Annotated in this window: 15 protein-coding genes; 8 read left to right on the top strand and 7 right to left on the bottom strand. The window is 65.3% G+C overall.

Features of this window, described 5'->3' with window-relative positions; translation table 11 throughout:
- Positions 1-102: 102 nt before the first annotated feature.
- A complete protein-coding gene (locus tag LRR16_RS21580) occupies positions 103-723 on the top strand; it encodes a LysE family translocator (protein WP_006579216.1) in 621 nt (206 codons plus the stop codon).
- Positions 724-788: 65 nt separating this feature from the next.
- Here LRR16_RS21580 and LRR16_RS21585 read toward each other — a convergent pair whose 3' ends face one another.
- A complete protein-coding gene (locus LRR16_RS21585) occupies positions 789-1334 on the bottom strand; it encodes a hypoxanthine-guanine phosphoribosyltransferase (protein ID WP_023264223.1) in 546 nt (181 codons plus the stop codon).
- Positions 1335-1386: 52 nt separating this feature from the next.
- Positions 1387-2790, bottom strand: coding sequence for a signal recognition particle protein (gene ffh, locus LRR16_RS21590; protein ID WP_006579214.1), 1404 nt, complete (start codon positions 2788-2790; stop codon positions 1387-1389).
- Between the two features lie 248 nt (positions 2791-3038).
- Here ffh and LRR16_RS21595 point away from each other — a divergent pair, with 248 nt between their 5' ends.
- The 4 genes from LRR16_RS21595 (at position 3039) to LRR16_RS21610 (ending at position 8341) form a co-directional block, all read left to right on the top strand.
- Positions 3039-3998, top strand: coding sequence for an inner membrane protein YpjD (locus LRR16_RS21595; protein ID WP_023264221.1), 960 nt, complete (start codon positions 3039-3041; stop codon positions 3996-3998).
- A 15-nt stretch (positions 3999-4013) separates the two neighbouring features.
- The gene (locus LRR16_RS21600; protein ID WP_006577076.1) at positions 4014-4295 is read left to right on the top strand and encodes a PP0621 family protein; all 282 of its coding nucleotides are present in this window, start codon (positions 4014-4016) and stop codon (positions 4293-4295) included.
- Positions 4292-4897: a 1,6-anhydro-N-acetylmuramyl-L-alanine amidase AmpD gene (gene ampD, locus LRR16_RS21605; RefSeq protein WP_006577077.1), complete on the top strand. Its 606-nt coding sequence runs from the start codon at positions 4292-4294 to the stop codon at positions 4895-4897. The genes LRR16_RS21600 and ampD overlap by 4 nt, the downstream gene beginning before the upstream one ends.
- A gap of 504 nt (positions 4898-5401) precedes the next feature.
- Positions 5402-8341, top strand: coding sequence for a ribonucleoside-diphosphate reductase subunit alpha (locus LRR16_RS21610; RefSeq protein WP_023263578.1), 2940 nt, complete (start codon positions 5402-5404; stop codon positions 8339-8341).
- 77 nt (positions 8342-8418) lie between these two features.
- Here LRR16_RS21610 and LRR16_RS21615 read toward each other — a convergent pair whose 3' ends face one another.
- From LRR16_RS21615 to LRR16_RS21630, 4 genes are all read right to left on the bottom strand, one after another.
- On the bottom strand, positions 8419-9621 hold the full coding sequence (locus LRR16_RS21615; protein ID WP_232207072.1) for a JmjC domain-containing protein: 1203 nt from the start codon (positions 9619-9621) through the stop codon (positions 8419-8421).
- 9 nt (positions 9622-9630) lie between these two features.
- Positions 9631-11028, bottom strand: coding sequence for a hypothetical protein (locus LRR16_RS21620; RefSeq protein ID WP_232207073.1), 1398 nt, complete (start codon positions 11026-11028; stop codon positions 9631-9633).
- A gap of 45 nt (positions 11029-11073) precedes the next feature.
- Positions 11074-11934: an HEXXH motif-containing putative peptide modification protein gene (locus tag LRR16_RS21625; RefSeq protein WP_232207074.1), complete on the bottom strand. Its 861-nt coding sequence runs from the start codon at positions 11932-11934 to the stop codon at positions 11074-11076.
- Between the two features lie 75 nt (positions 11935-12009).
- A complete protein-coding gene (locus LRR16_RS21630; protein ID WP_232207075.1) occupies positions 12010-12171 on the bottom strand; it encodes a hypothetical protein in 162 nt (53 codons plus the stop codon).
- 660 nt (positions 12172-12831) lie between these two features.
- Here LRR16_RS21630 and LRR16_RS21635 point away from each other — a divergent pair.
- The 3 genes from LRR16_RS21635 (at position 12832) to LRR16_RS21645 (ending at position 16427) form a co-directional block, all read left to right on the top strand.
- Entirely contained in the window at positions 12832-14037 is a 1206-nt protein-coding gene (locus tag LRR16_RS21635; RefSeq protein WP_023263575.1) for a ribonucleotide-diphosphate reductase subunit beta, read from the top strand.
- 131 nt (positions 14038-14168) lie between these two features.
- Complete coding sequence (locus LRR16_RS21640; protein ID WP_232207076.1) at positions 14169-15461, top strand: DUF445 domain-containing protein; 1293 nt, start codon at positions 14169-14171, stop codon at positions 15459-15461.
- 189 nt (positions 15462-15650) lie between these two features.
- On the top strand, positions 15651-16427 hold the full coding sequence (locus LRR16_RS21645; protein ID WP_232207077.1) for a pentapeptide repeat-containing protein: 777 nt from the start codon (positions 15651-15653) through the stop codon (positions 16425-16427).
- A gap of 67 nt (positions 16428-16494) precedes the next feature.
- Here the strand turns inward: LRR16_RS21645 and LRR16_RS21650 are convergent, their stop codons facing one another.
- The gene (locus LRR16_RS21650) at positions 16495-17394 is read right to left on the bottom strand and encodes a recombination-associated protein RdgC (RefSeq protein ID WP_232207078.1); all 900 of its coding nucleotides are present in this window, start codon (positions 17392-17394) and stop codon (positions 16495-16497) included.
- Positions 17395-17588 lie beyond the last annotated feature (194 nt).

Raw genomic sequence — 17588 nt, forward strand, 5'->3', positions numbered from 1 at the left:
ACCGGCAGCAGCACTGTGCCGGACTTTACCGGTGAATCTGTACCGGTACTGTATAGGACCGCCGCGCTAGACTGCCGCTTCCCCTGTATTCAAGGAGTTGCCATGGCACTGTCGGAACTGGCGGCGGGCTCTGCCGTGTTTGCCGCGTTCGGCGGCTTCGTGCTGGTGTCGTCCATCACGCCCGGACCGAACAACACGATGGTGCTGGCCTCGGGCGTCAATTTCGGTTTCGCGCGCACCATTCCCCATCTGCTCGGCATCAGCAGCGGCTTCGCGGTGATGATCGCGCTGATCGGCCTCGGCCTCGGTTCGCTGTTCACCGCGCTGCCGTGGACCTGGCCGCTGCTGCGCGTGGCCGCCACCGTCTATCTGGTCTACCTGGCCTGGAAGCTGGCCACCGCCGGTGGCGTGCAGGACCGGCAGGTGGCCAGGCCGATGGGCTTCCTGCAGGCGGCCGCGTTCCAGTGGGTCAATCCGAAGGCGTGGGTGATGGCGGTGGGCGCGTGCAGCGCCTATGTGCTGCACCCGAATGTCTGGCTCAACGTGCTGCTGCTGGCCAGCCTGTCGGCGATCATCAATCTGCCGAGCGTGGCGGTGTGGGCAGTGTTCGGCGCGTCGCTGCGCCGCTGGCTGGCGCGGCCGCGCGTGCTGCGCGTGTTCAACGTGACGATGGCGCTGCTGCTGCTCGGCTCGCTGTGGCCGATCCTGGCGGCCGGACACTGAAAGCAGGCGCGTCCGGCCGGGACGGGGAAGGGGCGGGGAAGGGGCGGGGAAGAAAGGCGGGCGCCTCAGTCCTTTAGCGCGCGGATGGTGCCGAGGTTACGCCAGTAGCCCTTGGCATCCATGCCGCAGCCGAACACATAGCGGTCCGGCACCGTGAAGCCGCAGAAGTCCGGATGCATCGGCTTGGACTTGGCCAGCGTCTTCTCGCACAGCACTGCCGCGTAGAAATCGCGCGCGCCCATGTCCATGATGCGCTGGCGGATCGCCGCCATGGTCTCGCCCTCGTCGAGGATGTCGTCGAGCACCAGCACGGTCCGGTCCTTGACCGACTCGCGCGGCGCGACGCGCCATTGCATCTCGCCGCCGACCGTCTTGTTGTTGTAGCGGGACAGGTGGATGTAGTCGAACTCGAGCGGGAATTCGAGCTTGGGCAGCAGCATGCCGGTGAAGACCACGGCGCCGCCCATCACCGACAGCACCAGTGGGAAGCGGTCTCCCATCTTGTCGGTGATCTCGCGCGCCATGCGGTCCAGCGACTGCTGCACCTGCTGCGCGCTGACGATTTCCTCGGAGTTCGCCCACAGTTCGCGGGCCTGTTCGGCAGTCATCATGATGTTCGGTCCTGTCTGGTGTTCTTTGCGGGCGGCAGTTCGATGGGGCGGATCAGCGGTTGAACAGGCCCTTCATGCCGCCCTTCATCGCGCCCATCGAGCGCATCATCTTGGCCATGCCGCCGCCCTTGAGCTTCTTCATCATGCTCTGCATCTGGTCGAACTGGTTCAGCAGGCGGTTCACTTCCTGCACCGGCACGCCGGCGCCCGCGGCGATGCGGCGCTTGCGGCTGGCCTTGATCAGCTCGGGCTTGGCGCGCTCGGCCGGCGTCATGCTGTTGATGATGCCTTCCATGCGGCGCACCTGCTTCTCGGCCTGATCCATATTGGCGCCCTGGGCCTGCTGGGCGAACTGCGCCGGCAGCTTGTCGACCAGGCTGCCAAGGCCGCCCATCTTCTTCATCTGGCCGATCTGCGCCTTGAAGTCCTCGAGGTCGAAGCCGCCGGTCTTCTTGATCTTCTTGGCGAGCTTCTCGGCCGCTTCCATGTCGACGCCGCGCTGCGCCTCCTCGACCAGCGCGAGGATGTCGCCCATGCCGAGAATGCGCTGGGCCATGCGATCCGGGTAGAACGGTTCGAGGCCGTCGAGCTTTTCGCCAACGCCAACGAACTTGATGGGGCGGCCGGTCACGTGCCGCACCGACAGCGCGGCGCCGCCGCGCGCATCGCCGTCGAGCTTGGTCAGCACCACGCCCGTCAGCGGCAGCGTGTCGTTGAACGCCTTGGCCGTGTTGACCGCGTCCTGGCCCAGCATCGCGTCGACCACGAACAGCGTCTCGGCGGGCTTGAGCGCGGCGTGCAGCGCGGCGATCTCCTGCATCATCGCCTCGTCGATGCCGAGCCGGCCGGCCGTGTCGACGATCAGCACGTCGTGATAGTGCTTGCGGGCCCAGTCGAGCGCGGCGCGGGCGATGTCGACCGGCTTCTGATCCGGCTGCGACGGGAAGAAGTCGGCACCGACCTGGTCCGACACGGTCTTGAGCTGCGCGATCGCGGCGGGGCGGTAGACGTCGCACGAGACCGTCAGCACCTTCTTCTTCTTGTTTTCCTTCAGCCATTTGGCCAGCTTGCCGACCGTGGTGGTCTTGCCCGCGCCCTGCAGGCCGGCCATCAGGATGATCGCCGGCGGCTGCACCGCCAGGTTCAGCTCGGCCGCCTTGCCGGCCGCGCCGTCGGCCGCGACGGCTTCCTCGCCGCCGATCACCGCGGTCAGTTCGCGCTGCACCACGCCGACCAGCGCCTGGCCGGGCGTGAGGCTGCCGACCACTTCCTCGCCCAGCGCCTTTTCCTTGACGCGGGCCACGAACTCGCGCACCACCGGCAGCGCGACGTCGGCCTCCAGCATGGCCAGGCGAACCTCCCGCAACATCTCGGCGGTGTTGGCTTCGGTCAGGCGTGCCTCGCCGCGCATGGTCTTGACGACCCGCGCCAGGCGTTGAGTGAGATTGTCCAGCATGGCAGAAATCCGGAGGTGGGCTTTGTAGGGTTGCGGCGCGCCGCCGCGCTTGTCGGCCGGTGGCCGATCGCTGATCGACCATGCGGTGCGGGCCGTGGCGTGGCGGACGGGGGCCGATCGGGCGAATTCGCCGGGCGTCCATCGCGGCGCCGCCATCCGGCCTTGCCGCCGCGGGTCATTGCCGCCGGTCACCGCGGGTCAGTCACCGCCGTCGGTCACCGTAACAGGCGCTAGGGTAAACTGCGCGAATGGCGATTGTACTGTATGCCCTGACGGCACTCCTCTATTGCGCGCTGGCCTATCACGGCTGGGCGACGCGCCACGCCGGGCTGGCCACTAGCACGGCTGGCGGTCCGGGCCTCGGCGGCCAGCCGGGCTCGATGGTGCTGGTGCCGGGCCCCGCGCCGGGCGGCAGCGCCGAGGGGCAGCCCGCCTGGTGGCATCTGCTGATGGTGGCGGTGCTGGCCAGCCACGGCATGCTGCTGCACGAGACCATCTTTCCGGCCGACCGCATGGTGTTCGGCTTTGCCTTCGCGCTGTCGGCGATGCTGTGGCTGGGCGTCGGCATCTACTGGATCGAGAGCTTCTTCTTCTCGCTGGCGGGACTGGGCCTGGTCGTGATCCCGGTGGCGATGCTGGCCAGCCTGATGCCGCTCGCCTTCCCCGGCGCGCAGATCCTCGGCTATGCCGCGCGGCCGCTGTTCAAGCTGCATTTCATCATCGCCAACGTCGCCTACGGGCTGTTCACGCTGGCGGCCTTCCACGCCTTCCTGATGCTGCTGGTCGAGCGCCGGCTGCATGGTTTCAACCGCGGCCACGGCGTACACGTGCCGGGCGGCGCGATGGCCGCCGGCGCGCCGCAGCAGGCCGGCTGGCTGGGCCGCTGGCTCGACCTGCTGCCGCCGCTGCTGACGCTCGAGAAGCTGCTGTTCCGCTTGATCGCGGCCGGCTTCGTGCTGCTGACGATGACGATCGCCTCGGGGCTGCTGTTCTCCGAGGAGCTGTTCGGGCGGGTCTTCCGCTTCGACCACAAGACCGTGTTCGCGCTGGTCTCGTGGGTGATGTTCGCCGGCATCCTGGCGGGCCGGCGGTTCTACGGCTGGCGTGGCCGCGTGGCGCTGCGCTGGGTCATCGCCTCGTTCTGCATCCTGCTGCTGGCCTACGTCGGCAGCCGCTTCGTGATCGAAGTGATTCTGCATCGCCTCTGAAGCAAGGCATCGTCGATGGCACGTCTGTTCCTGTTGCTGGCGGTCCTGCTGGCCATATTCTGGTGGCTCGGCAGCCGCGTGCGCGCGCGCCGCGCCGAACCCCCGCCGGCCGATGCCGCCGCTGACGCGAATCGCCGGGCGCAGGAGCCGATCGTGCCGTGCGCCCACTGCGGCGTGCATCTGCCGCGCAGCGAGGCGATCGCCTATCAGGGCCTGCACTACTGCCGTGCCGGCCATCTCCCTGAAGCTCAGCAGCGATCTGGCGACCGCGGCGGCGACCCCGGCGGTTCCCCATGACCGCGCCGCTTCCGCCCCTGCTGCGGCTGGACGGCGCGGGCTGGGTCGAGGGCGCGCGCCGGGTGCCGTCGCCGAACTTCGATCCGCGCCCGCCCGGCATGCCGGTCGATCTGCTGGTGATCCACAACATCAGCCTGCCGCCCGGCGAATTCGGCAGCGACGATATCGAGGCGCTGTTCCTGAACCGGCTCGATCCGGCGCGCCATCCGTTCTTCGCCACCATCCACGAGGTCCGTGTGTCGGCGCATTTCCTGGTGCGGCGCAGCGGCGAGCTGCTGCAGTTCGTCTCGTGCGCCGAGCGCGCCTGGCATGCCGGCCAGTCGGCCTTCTTCGGGCGCGAGCGCTGCAACGACTTCTCGATCGGCATCGAGCTCGAAGGCTGCGACACGCTGCCGTTCGAGCCGGCCCAGTACGACACCGCGGCCGCGCTGTCGCGGCTGCTGGTGCGGGCCTATCCGATCGCGGCCGTGGCCGGCCACAGCGATATCGCCCCCGGCCGCAAGACCGACCCCGGTCCGTGCTTTGACTGGCCGCGCTTTGCGCAGGCCGCGGGACTCGCGCCGGCGATGCTGCCGTACCGTTGCGGCGGCGCCGCGGCCTAGCCGAAAACCCCGCGCCGGCGCGGGGCTATCGGAAGCGTGGCGCTAATCAAAAAAAATTCTTTCGTCGGTGCGCCAGCCGACAAAACGGCCGCAACCCTTGAGCCGCTTGGTCTGGCGGGGAGCCGGGGTGCCGGCGTGACGCCGGACCGGCCCGCGGACGCGCTTGTCAAGACTGGTCAACGCGATTCATTTCACTATACTTAGTCCAGCTTTTCGTCATGACCACTATATCTAGTGGTGCTTTCGGGGAGCCGACCTAGGCGTGCAGCGTCCGCCACGGGCTCGGCAGGTTGCCTTCGCGCCACGCGCGGCGGGCGTTTCCAGCCGGCCCGCAGCACGCGGCACCGGCGCGCCACACGGTCGGCACGTCACAAGAGCCCTCCACGGGAATGCAGCAAGGCAGTAATCCGGCACGGCATCGCCGCGCAGGGGATGTCTCTTTTTGCGCATTTTCCAGGGGCTCTTTGTCGTTGATAACACTGGTCACAAAAACAGGAGTGCTACATGCAGACGGCCCAACAAGACATCGCCGGCAAGGCCGGTATCGCCGCCGTGGCGCAGCCGAGCCCCGCCGCTGAGAACGCCGCTGGCAACTACCAGGATTACAAGATCATCCGCCGCAACGGCGCGGTGGTCGCTTTCGAGCCGAGCAAGATCTCGGTGGCGATGACCAAGGCCTTCCTCGCCGTCAACGGCGGGCAGGGCGCCGCTTCCGCGCGCGTGCGCGAGCTGGTCGAGCAGCTGACCCAGAACGTGGTGCGCGCGCTGCTGCGCAGCCGCCCGAACGGCGGCACCTTCCACATCGAGGACGTGCAGGATCACGTCGAACTGGCGCTGATGCGCTCGGGCGAACATGAAGTGGCGCGCGCCTACGTGCTCTACCGCGAGAAGCGCAACCAGGAGCGCGGCCAGGCCAACGCCCAGGCCGTCGCCCGCGTGGCGCAGTCCGTGGCCAACTTCAACGTCACCGACGGCGGCGTGACGCGTCCGCTGGATCTGGTCGCACTGCACGCGCTGATCGACACCGCCTGCGCCGGCCTGGGCGAAGGCGTCGATGCCGAGCCGATCCTGAAGGAAACGGTCAAGAACCTGTACGACGGCGTGCCGATGAGCCAGGTCTACGACTCGGCCATCCTCGCCGCGCGCACGCTGATCGAAAAGGACCCGGCCTACAGCCAGGTCACCGCCCGCATCCTGCTGCACACGATCCGCAAGGAAATCCTCGGCGAGGAAGTGACGCAGGCCGAGATGGGCAGCCGCTACGCGGAGTACTTCCCCAAGTTCATCGCCCGCGGCATCGAGGCCGAACTGCTCGACGAGAAGCTGGCGACCTTCGACCTGGCGCGCCTGGGCGCGGCGCTGGACGCCTCGCGCGACTTCCAGTTCAACTACCTGGGCCTGCAGACGCTGTACGACCGCTACTTCCTGCACGTCGACGAGACCCGCATCGAGATGCCGCAGGCCTTCTTCATGCGCGTCGCGATGGGCCTGGCGCTGAACGAGACCGACCGTGAAGGCCGTGCGATCGAGTTCTACAACCTGCTGTCGTCGTTCGACTTCATGTCGTCGACGCCGACGCTGTTCAACTCGGGCACCCGCCGCTCGCAGCTGTCCTCGTGCTACCTGACCACGATCTCCGACGATCTGGAAGGCATCTACGAGGGCCTGAAGGAGAACGCGCTGCTGTCGAAGTTCGCCGGCGGCCTGGGCAACGACTGGACCAACGTGCGCGCGCTGGGCTCGCACATCAAGGGCACCAACGGCAAGTCGCAAGGCGTGGTGCCGTTCCTGAAGGTGGTCAACGACACCGCCGTGGCGGTCAACCAGGGCGGCAAGCGCAAGGGCGCGGTCTGCGCCTACCTGGAGACCTGGCACCTGGACATCGAGGAATTCCTCGAGCTGCGCAAGAACACCGGCGACGACCGCCGCCGCACGCACGACATGAATACCGCGAACTGGATTCCGGACCTGTTCATGAAGCGCGTGATGGAGAACGGCGAGTGGACGCTGTTCTCGCCGTCGACCTGCCCGGACCTGCACGACAAGGTCGGCAAGGAATTCGAGAAGGCCTACCTCGGCTACGAGGAGAAGGTCGCGCGCGGCGAGCTGAAGCTGTTCAAGAAGATCCCGGCGATGCAGCTGTGGCGCAAGATGCTGGGCATGCTGTTCGAGACCGGCCATCCGTGGATCACCTTCAAGGATCCGTGCAACATCCGCAGCCCGCAGCAGCATGTCGGCGTGGTCCACAGCTCGAACCTGTGCACCGAGATCACGCTGAACACCAACGACAGCGAAATCGCGGTCTGCAACCTGGGTTCGGTCAACCTGGTCGCGCACCTGAAGCAGCAGGCCGACGGCAGCCACGCACTCGACCACGCCAAGCTCGAGAAGACCATCCGCACCGCGATGCGCATGCTCGACAACGTGATCGACATCAACTACTACGCGGTCGACAAGGCACGCAATTCGAACCTGCGCCACCGTCCGGTCGGCATGGGCATCATGGGCTTCCAGGACTGCCTGCACGTGCTGCGCGTGCCGTACGCCAGCGAAGCCGCGGTGCAGTTCGCCGACACCTCGATGGAGGCGGTCTGCTACTACGCCTACCAGGCCTCGACCGAGCTGGCCGAGGAGCGCGGCCGCTACAGCACCTATCAGGGTTCGCTGTGGGATCGCGGCATCCTGCCGCAGGATTCGCTGAAGCTGCTGGCCGAGGAGCGCGGCGGCTACCTCGAGGTCGACCAGTCGTCGACGATGGATTGGGACAAGCTGCGTGCCCGCATCAAGCAGCACGGCATGCGCAACTCGAACTGCATCGCGATCGCGCCGACCGCGACGATCTCGAACATCATCGGCGTGTCGGCCTGCATCGAGCCGACCTTCCAGAACCTGTACGTCAAGTCGAACCTGTCGGGCGAGTTCACCGTGGTCAACGACTACCTGGTGCGCGACCTGAAGGCACGCGGCCTGTGGGACGAGGTGATGGTCGCCGACCTGAAGTACTTCGACGGCTCGCTCGCCCGCATCGACCGCATTCCGCAGGACCTGCGCGACCTGTACGCGACCGCGTTCGAGGTCGAGCCGACCTGGCTGGTGGAGGCGGCCAGCCGCCGCCAGAAGTGGATCGACCAGGCCCAGTCGCTGAACATCTACATGGCCGGCGCCTCGGGCAAGAAGCTGGACGATACCTACAAGCTGGCGTGGATCCGCGGCCTGAAGACGACCTACTACCTGCGCACGATCGCCGCCACGCACGTCGAGAAGTCGACCGTGTCGCGCGGCTCGCTGAACGCGGTGTCCTCGGGCGCCGCCGCCGGCGGTGCCTCGGCCTCGTCGATCGACCAGGTGGCCGCCTCGGCCCCGGCGATGCCCGAAGCCGAAGGCGCGGTCTGCACGATGCGCCCGGGCGATCCGGGGTTCGACGAGTGCGAAGCCTGCCAGTAAGAGTGGCAGCAGAAGCCGGCCTGGCCGGTCTTTAAGAAAAACCCGTAGGCCGGACAAGGGCCTACGGGTTTTTTGTTTTACGAAGCGACGTCACGCGCAACAACGCGGTCGGGTCGGCACTCGATGTCCTTGCCGACAAGTCCCTTGTTCATCAGGCTTCGGAGCCGTTGCGACACGGCATTCCAATCCGCCTGAACGGATGCCAGATCATCTCCACGCATTCCGCCGAAATGTGGCAGCCGACATAGCACCGTATATTCGTCGTCCGTCAGCAGATGCGTTCGACCTAGCGCGTAAATCTTGACGGTACCGGCCCTTCGCTCGAGCGGTATCGCGTCGATCGGTATTCGCCGGTACATCGCCTCGCCGGTGGGCTGATTAAGAACCGGGAAATCTGCCTTGAGCCTTGCGTTCGCGTGGCCGGAACGATGGAAACGCAAGAACCTGTTCAGATTTTCGTTGCTGATCAGCGTGGTCATGAATTGCAGGCTGTCGTTAACCAGCGCCTGGAATGATCCGCCGTCCGGCCGAATATCGGTAAATGGGATTCCAAAGCGATCCTGCTGCATGCCCCACGCGATGAAATCGGAAACGGTGGGGTAGACCAGGCTGACGGTCAGATGCAGGCTCGGCTCTCCGATCGAAATGACGTCGTGCCAGGTTCCTTTGGGAATGAACAGGATATCGCCGCGCGAAACGGTGATCGTCTCACCGGCCTTCAATGCCTCCTGATCGGACGTTTCGGTAACGAGCGCGTGCCGATAACCATTGGGCGATTGAAAGAAGGTCCATTTTTTCCGGCCATCGATCTGTATGACAATGACGTCGTGGTCATCATTGTGTCGTCCAAATCCGGACGTGCTCCCAAACGACATGTAGGCGTTCGCACTCGATCGGACCCCTAAGGTGCCGCCCATTTGCTCCGTAAACTTCTCCACTGGCGGTGCGAGTTCGTTGACCGCCTCGAGTACGGCGGTTACCCCTTCCTCCATCAACCGGTGCAGTTCGCTGATCACCAGTTGATCGGTCCTTCTGCCGAATCGATCCCTGACTGGGCGAAATGCTCGCCTGTTGACGATGTCGTGATCCCTTTCCGTCGACAGGCGAAGCCGATCGTTGGTCAACCGGTTACACGACAGGCTGTCATTGAGGTCGTCCCAGGAAAACAGCTGCCGCAGCTCCGGGCCGGATGCCTGCATACGCAGGAACGTTCCGCCGTGACAGCTGGCCATGAATGCTTCGTCATGGAGCAGGCGGTGAGCCAGATCAATGTGTTTCACATTAGTCTCCTAGTGCCTGACCTCGACGATGGTCCGATCGAGGCAGCACTGGTCCAGCAGTTCATCCAGGGCTTCACGATTCGGACCATCGAGGTTGGCATCCCATTCATCGAGCAAAATCAGGTTGACGTCATCTAGCTGAAGCAGTTCTGCAATCGAGGCCTTCGTCCGCTCGCCACTGGACAGCGCTGAGAGGTCCGCTTTCCAGATCAGTTGATGATGCTGGGTCGGAAGCAGAAAGCTGCGCTCCTTGAATCGGTCTTTCAAGGCCAGCAGAATGGTGGATTTGCCGCTGCCGTTGGCGCCCGTGATGGTCAGGCGCCCGTTATGCGCGGCACCGATGATCCGGGTGGCCTCCTCGATGCCGGCTACCGCCTGACCGTTGATCTGGACCACGCCGCCAAGATTGAGCCCGTTCTCGCCCTCTCGCGGGATTGACCGCGCGGCATCGAGCAAGACCTGCAGCCGCGAATGGACCGACGAGAAATCCAGCGCCTTGTAGACAAGGGCACTGAGCGAATTGAGTACCAGAAAGACGCGGGTGAGGCTGACGATGATCGCTGCGACCACGCTGGCATCCGCATGCCCCCATTGCGTGACGTACAGGATCAGATAGACGGTCGGCAGCAACGAAGCTGCGGCCAGAACAATGTTGCCAATCTGTCTGGTGGCTTGCAGGCGGTCGGCGCAGCCATAAAAATCGGTCGCCGCGTCGCGGCGCTGCTGTTGCCACAGGCGCTCGTTGTGGCGATTGCCCAGCGTCAGGTTTTCCCATGCGCGGGCCAGCACCGATGCGTACCGGATGTAGTCTCCCTCGTAGCGGGCGGAAGCCCGGGATACGAGGTGCCGGGTGGCGAGCACGATGGCGGTACACAGCATCAGGCTGGAGATATAGCCGATCATCAGTGCCGAAGGCAGCAGCAGCCCGATGACCAGCATGCTCAGGACACTATTGAGCGTGAAGCTGATCAGATCATGGACAAACGTAATGTGGTCCCGCAACACCGGCAACGCATTGCTCGACAGTGCGGCACCGATCCGTTCCTTGAGCGCAGCATTGCGGAACACTTCGGTCCTGTCGCGCAGACATTCGATGAAAAACTGAACGACCGCCCCGTGGGCTTGATTGATCCACCGCTGCATCACGTACAGGGACAGGCAGCCAGGCAAGTAGGGTATGGTCATGCTCGCGAGATAGAGGTAGAGCCATGGTCCGTATTCCCCGCCGGCCTGGAATGGGGTAATGACCCTGTTGAGGAAGTAGGTTGAGCTGGCGATGATCGCCTGGTGCAGAACGATCAGCCCAACGGCAAGCCAGGCGCTCCGGTGCAGCAGGATGATGCGCCAGGTGTTGCAGGCGGGCGCCGCAGGCGTGGGGCAGGTCACGGTTCTGTGCCGAGGGTTCATGATGCCGTCTAGCGCAGCGGTGCGTCGATGCGGTCGCGCAGCCGCTCAGTGCGCGTCACTCGCCGCCGGGCTCAGTTCATCCAGTACGGATGCTGCCTGCCGCAGAAGCGCGGTCGCACGGGGCCGGAATGCTTCCGGATGGAGCGACAGGGTCTTCTTCGTCGACTGGATCGACTCGCGAAGCTGTTCCAGCATCAGATGGCTGGGGGGATGGACGCGTGGCGCCGCGGGATGTCCGGAGCACCGCTCGCGGAACAGAAGCACTTCGGCCGCAACGACGATGCTGTGGAGCACCTTGTCCAGGGGACGTGGGGTTCTCAGGATGGCCGAGGTCGTCCACGTGTCCGAGTCGAAAAGAAGGGAATAGTTATAGTGTGCGTGACGCAGCTCATCCAGAAACATCGCATGATGTGTGAGCTCGTGTACGAGGATTTCCACGACATCGTCCGGCCCATAATCCGGCCTTGGATTCAACCATATCAACCCGATCGCCTGAGACGTCGAGCCACCCTTTGCAACGGCCGACGGTCGAAGCAGGATGTCCGTAACGATGATGTCGAACAACGCCGCATGTTGCGGGGATTGCAGCCCGAGCTGATGGATGGCATCGATCACGATGTCTTTTTTCCGCTCGATGTCGCGGTCGTCGTCGTCCGTGATGACGGATCCCTGGGCCTTGTCGTCCAGCAGGGAGTCGTTGCAGAAAAGCCGTGACAGTTGAACTTGTGTGGCGGCATCCATTACGAACATCGGTTTCAACGCCGACCCTGAAATGGGCCGCTGTTTCAATGTGTGCAGAAAATCCCGATACCGAGCCGCCAAGCCGGTGAGCGAAGCGCATTGTCTTGAGCCTTCAGGATTCGTCGTCGCAGTCAATGTCAGAATGGTCTGGATCTGCGTGTTCATGCTGGTTTGAAATATCAAGGCGACCTCCAGCTCAAAGTGAGTGTGCCCGCCAGTTCGCGGGCACATTCGAAGCATTTAGACTTGGTCTTCGTACGCGATCATGTTCAGCGGTTGATTCATGTTCCAGGCGCGGCCCTCGATTTGTGCTTCGACTTCGAGGGCGGCGAGCTTGACGTCCTGCTCGTCAATGAGCGCTGCCGATGCCTTTACGACTTGATCGAGCTCTGCTTTCGACATGATTGGCTCCAATGGTTGTGGTTGCCCTGGGTCGGGCGAACGGAATATGGCAGGGATCGATTCGGACGAACGCTACGGCTGACAGGAATAAAAAAGGCGCGGCGATTCTCTATACGAACGTGCTGAAAAACCTGATGAAGGCCTCTCTTTGTGCAAGTCGATCGATTTGCCACCTAGGGCCGGCAGCACTCCGCGGTGCGCGACCCGTCCACCCCGTCGAACATGACGAAGTCACGCACTCCATCCGGTCCGCCATACCGCAAGTGACGTGGGCGACGATTCCCCGGGGCAGACGGAGCCTGCGGCCGGAGGGCACTACATCAGCGGAGCCACTACTACCAATAGTGTTTCAGGATGATCTCCCCACGATCAGTAGTATTTCTTTCGCCTCGCCGTTGGACACGAGTGCTACAATCGCACCCAGATCAACACCGTGATGGAGGGAAGTCGGATGAACGCTCGTTTCGTTCCATTCCAGCCACACGCGCGGTCCGAGAACCAGGCGGTGATAGGGCACCGGCGGGACCCCGCGCAGCCTGAAGCCGCCCCGGGCCAATAAGCCGCAAACGCTTCCGGCGCGACGCCGATCCTGACGGTTTTAGCGCCTGACGCAGGCGTTGTCGGATTGGCGCACCAACGCTTTCCACGGAGAACAACACCATGCTGAGCTGGGACGACGACGTTCAAGCCAATCCGCAGGCTGCCCCGCAGCCCGCGCCTCAACCCGCCCTGCAACCTGCCGTCGGCGCCGCCACCGCCGACCAGCAGGGCGTGCTGCCGCCCGCTGCGACGCAGCCGGGCGCCGGCATCCTCGGCAACAACCCGAACGCCGCGGCCGCGCAGAGCACGCGCCGCGTCAACGCCGCCGACAAGCGCGTGATCAACGGCGCCACCGACGTCAACCAGCTGGTGCCGTTCAAGTACAAGTGGGCCTGGGAGAAGTACCTGGCCGGCTGCGCCAACCACTGGATGCCGCAGGAAATCAACATGTCGCGCGACATCGCGCTGTGGAAGGACCCGAACGGCCTGACCGAGGACGAGCGCCGCATCATCAAGCGCAACCTGGGCTTCTTCGTCACCGCCGATTCGCTGGCCGCCAACAACATCGTGCTGGGCACCTACCGGCAGATCACCGCGCCCGAGTGCCGCCAGTACCTGCTGCGCCAGGCCTTCGAAGAGGCCATCCACACGCACGCCTACCAGTACATCGTCGAGTCGCTGGGGCTGAACGAGGCCGAGATCTTCAACGCCTATCACGAGGTGCCGTCGATCCGCGACAAGGACGAGTTCCTGATCCCGTTCATCGACACGCTGACCGATCCGTCGTTCAAGACCGGCACGCCGGAAAACGACCAGAAGCTGCTGAAGTCGCTGATCGTGTTCGCCTGCATCATGGAAGGCCTGTTCTTCTATGTCGGTTTCACGCAGATCCTGGCGATGGGCCGGCAGAACAAGATGACCGGCGCGGCCGAGCAGTACCAGTACATCCTGCGCGACGAGTCGCTGCACTGCAATTTCGGCATCGACCTGATCAACCAGATCAAGCTCGAGAACCCGCATCTGTGGACCGCCGAGTTCAAGGAAGAGATCGTCGGCCTGTTCAGGAAGGCGGTCGACCTCGAATACCGCTACGCCGAGGACACGATGCCGCGCGGCGTGCTGGGCCTGAACGCGCCGATGTTCAAGAGCTATCTGCGCTTCATCTGCAATCGCCGCTGCCAGCAGATCGGCCTCGACGCGCTGTTCCCGAACGAGGAAAACCCGTTCCCGTGGATGAGCGAGATGATCGACCTGAAGAAGGAGCGCAACTTCTTCGAGACGCGCGTGATCGAATACCAGACGGGTGGCGCGCTGTCCTGGGATTGAGGCAAGGTTGCACCGGCCGGCGGCGTGAAGCCAGCGGCCGGCAGCGACAGCATCGGTAAAGAGTGGGACGTTTCGGCCGAAACGTCCCATTTTTTTTACGCCGCCGGCTTCGCGCGGCGCAAGGAGACGCCATGCAGCAGGGCAGGAACGCCGGCAGGAACGCCGGCAGGGAAGCCGAACTCAAGCGCATGCAATCGGTGGCGCTGGCATGCGTCGGCGTGGCGGCGGCGGTGTTCGTCGCGACGCTGTTCCTGCCTGCTACGTTCTGGGTCCGGCTGCTCCGGGCCGGTGCCGAGGCCGCGATGGTCGGCGGCCTGGCGGACTGGTTCGCGGTCGTGGCGCTGTTCCGTTGCCCGCTGGGCCTGCCGATCCCGCATACGGCGATCATCCCGAAGAGCAAGAACCGCATTGCCGACAATCTCGCGGAGTTCGTCCGCGACAAGTTCCTGAACCCCGAGGTCGTGACGGATCTGACCCGGCGCAGCGATCCTGCCCAGTGGCTGGCTACCTGGTTCAGCGAGCCGGCCAATGCGCGCCGCATCGGCCAGCATGCCGCGAACCTGATGGGCGTGCTGCTCGATCTGGTGGACGACCGGCGGATCCAGGCCTTCCTCAACGATGCCGCGCGTACGGTCATTGGCCGCATCGATTTCTCGCAGGCGCTCGGTTCCGTGCTGGAGATGCTGACCCGCGGCGGCAGCCATCAGCAACTGCTCGACGCCGTGCTCCGACACGCGATCGCCCTGCTGAAACGGCCCGAAACACAGCAGCTGATCGCCCAGCGCGTCGTCAACTGGCTCAAGAGCGAGCACAGGTGGAAGCAGCTCGTGCTGCCGACCGAATGGCTGGGCGACAAGGCCGCCGAGGCGGCGCGCAGCAACGTGATCGACTTTCTCGACGAGGTGGCGCGGATGCCGGCGCACGAGCTGCGCGCGGCCTTCGACGACGCGCTGGAAGGCCTGATCGCCAGGCTCAAGACCGACGAGGCGTTCGTCAGGAAAGGCGAGGAGATCAAGGACTTCGTGCTGCGCAATCCCGAGCTCGCCGACTATGCGCAGAACGTGTGGGCGGCGCTGCGCGACTGGCTGTCGAACGACCTGGCGTCCAGCTCGCCGCAGCTGCAGCAACAGGTCGAACGCGTGGGGCTGTGGTTCGGCCGGAGGCTGTCGGAGGACCGGGAGTTGCGCCGCTCGATCAACGACCACGCCGAGTCGTTCGCCGCGGCGGCCGCGCCTCGGTTCGCCGACTTCCTGACGTCGCATATCAGCGACACGGTGCGCAACTGGGACGCGACGGACATGTCGCGGCAGATCGAACTGAGCATCGGCCCCGACCTGCAGTACATCCGGATCAGCGGTACGGCGGTCGGTTGCTGCATCGGCATCCTGCTATTTCTGGTGTCGCATCTCGGCGAAATGTTGTGAGGCCCATCGTCGTGAGGCCCGCATCACCAACGCCGCAAGGAGTAGACCAAAACCGATAGTCTGCTGCCCTAACGCATGGTCGTACCTCTGCACCACGGGAACAATGGCTGCCATTCGATCCACCGGTCGATCCGACCGTCGAATCGATCCTTTGGCCCAGCAGCCTGATTCCACAGCGGGAGAGCCGAGATGACCATTCCCAGTATCCACCGCGGCATTGCCGCACCCTCCGCGCCGCAGCAGAGCGGCGCGATCCCTCCGGCGTCGACGACGCCGCTGAACGCCGGCATCCAGCTCGCCGTTCATGATGTGCGCCAGCCCGAGCCATCGGGCCAGGATGCCGCGCCGCGGCAGCGCAGCTGGCAACGCTTCCTGGAGCTGGCGCGGCGTCTGGTCGGGCTGCGCGCCGGCGATGCCGCACGGGCCACGCCGCCGGCTGCCGCGCAGCGCAGCGCCCTGCTGCGCGGCCTGAGGCTGGAGCCGGACGACGAGGCGCCGCTGACGGCGCTGGCTTTCGATTTCAGCCATGCTGACCTGGCGGGCGCCGATCCGCCGATCGCCGGCGTATCGCACCTGCGTTTCCACGGTGCCAACCTGAAGCAGGCGACGCTGCGCGAGATCAGCCTGGCGTGGACCGATTTCAGCGGTGCGCAGCTCGAGGGTGCGCACATCACGATTGCCGCAGAGACGCTGGCGCGGCTCGCCCGGCCCAGCGTGCTGGCGCTGACGCTGCAATCGATCGCGACCATCGACCCGTGTCATGCGCAGTTGCGGCGTGCGTTGATGGAGCAGGTGCTGGGCGCGCTGCGGCAGGCCGCGGCGCTGGCGCGCCGGGACCGCGCGATGCTGCCGGCCGAGCTGCGCGCGCTGGTGTCGGTGCACCCGCTGTTTGCCGGCATGACCGGCGTGGAGGCGGTGCTGGAACGGTGCGCGCCGGCGCGTGCCGACCGGCATCCGGCCCGCTGAAGGAAGGGGCCGTCAAAGTCCGGGCCGGCATCGACGCCGGCCCGTATCGTTTCCGGACGAGCCGCCGTCAGCCCTGGCGTTCCCCGCCGAGCGCCTCGGTCAGATCGCCGAGCATGGCTGACAGCTCGCCGGCCATCAGCGCGAAGTCCGCGTCGAAGCGCTCGTCCTCGTCGCTCATGGTGCCGTCGATCTGTTCCTTGACCACGTCGAGCGGCGCCACGCGCTTGATCGCCAGCGCGTCGGTCAGCACGAAGGAGACGCGGTCGTTCCAGGTCATCGCCAGCCGCGTGCAGCGCTTGCCCGCGGCGATATGGCGGCGCAGCTCCTCGGCATCGAGCGGATGGCGGACATAGCGGACGGTGGCCTTGCTCTCGGCGCTGGCCTGCAGCTCGATCTCCTGATCGACGGTAAAGCCGGCCGGCGCCGCATCGTCGGCCAGCCAGCCGGTCATCGCCGCCACCGGCGACTGGTTGACCTGCAGCGACGTCAGCGGCAGCGGGTCCAGCGCCTTGAACAGCAGCGTGCGAACCTCGTCGGCCTTGATCGCCGAGGCCGCGTCGATCGCCAGCCAGCCGCGCTCCGGATCGATCCAGACGCGGGTATCGCGCCGGATGCTGAAGGCGCGCGGCAGCAGTTCCTCGGTGATCTGTTCCTTCAGCTCGCGCAACTGCTTGCGTCCCGGCTTGTAGCCCTGCTGCTCCTCGAGCTCGGCCGCGCGGGCCTTGGTGACGTGGTTGACCACGGTGGCCGGCAGCAGCTTCTTCTCGGCGCGCATGGTCAGCAGCATCTGCTTGCCCACGCGGTGCACCAGCGCGCCGTTATCGCGCGGCGAGGCCCATCCCTGCGTCTGCATGTCGAGGCTGGTACCCGGATAGAAGGCGTGCGAAGCGAGGCAGGCCTCGATCTCGTCGGCGTCCTTGTTCCAGGGTGCGGAGAAGCGGTGTAGCTGAAGATTCTTGAACCACATGAGAATTCGGCACCTCGGCCAGTTGGCGAAAGGGACGAATTCTAGCGGCTTGGCGTGGCCGATGTCGCGTACGGCAACACCGGTGAAGAGAACGGGCAGCCATCCACGGACGAAAAAGCGCCGCGGCCCCCTGCCAAGGGCCGCGGACGCGAGGTGCTGCAAGGCATTGCCGGCGGATGGGCGCCTTACAGGTC

Origin of the sequence: Cupriavidus sp. UGS-1 (assembly GCF_021213615.1) — a bacterium.
Lineage (GTDB): Bacteria > Pseudomonadota > Gammaproteobacteria > Burkholderiales > Burkholderiaceae > Cupriavidus.

Coding starts and splice junctions, on each gene's coding strand:
- LRR16_RS21580 (WP_006579216.1), top strand. CDS start 103: ATGGCACTGTCGGAACTGGCGGCGGGCTCTGCCGTGTTTGCCGCGTTC.
- LRR16_RS21585 (WP_023264223.1), bottom strand. CDS start 1,334: ATGATGACTGCCGAACAGGCCCGCGAACTGTGGGCGAACTCCGAGGAA.
- ffh (WP_006579214.1), bottom strand. CDS start 2,790: ATGCTGGACAATCTCACTCAACGCCTGGCGCGGGTCGTCAAGACCATG.
- LRR16_RS21595 (WP_023264221.1), top strand. CDS start 3,039: ATGGCGATTGTACTGTATGCCCTGACGGCACTCCTCTATTGCGCGCTG.
- LRR16_RS21600 (WP_006577076.1), top strand. CDS start 4,014: ATGGCACGTCTGTTCCTGTTGCTGGCGGTCCTGCTGGCCATATTCTGG.
- ampD (WP_006577077.1), top strand. CDS start 4,292: ATGACCGCGCCGCTTCCGCCCCTGCTGCGGCTGGACGGCGCGGGCTGG.
- LRR16_RS21610 (WP_023263578.1), top strand. CDS start 5,402: ATGCAGACGGCCCAACAAGACATCGCCGGCAAGGCCGGTATCGCCGCC.
- LRR16_RS21620 (WP_232207073.1), bottom strand. CDS start 11,028: ATGAACCCTCGGCACAGAACCGTGACCTGCCCCACGCCTGCGGCGCCC.
- LRR16_RS21625 (WP_232207074.1), bottom strand. CDS start 11,934: ATGAACACGCAGATCCAGACCATTCTGACATTGACTGCGACGACGAAT.
- LRR16_RS21630 (WP_232207075.1), bottom strand. CDS start 12,171: ATGTCGAAAGCAGAGCTCGATCAAGTCGTAAAGGCATCGGCAGCGCTC.
- LRR16_RS21635 (WP_023263575.1), top strand. CDS start 12,832: ATGCTGAGCTGGGACGACGACGTTCAAGCCAATCCGCAGGCTGCCCCG.
- LRR16_RS21640 (WP_232207076.1), top strand. CDS start 14,169: ATGCAGCAGGGCAGGAACGCCGGCAGGAACGCCGGCAGGGAAGCCGAA.
- LRR16_RS21645 (WP_232207077.1), top strand. CDS start 15,651: ATGACCATTCCCAGTATCCACCGCGGCATTGCCGCACCCTCCGCGCCG.
- LRR16_RS21650 (WP_232207078.1), bottom strand. CDS start 17,394: ATGTGGTTCAAGAATCTTCAGCTACACCGCTTCTCCGCACCCTGGAAC.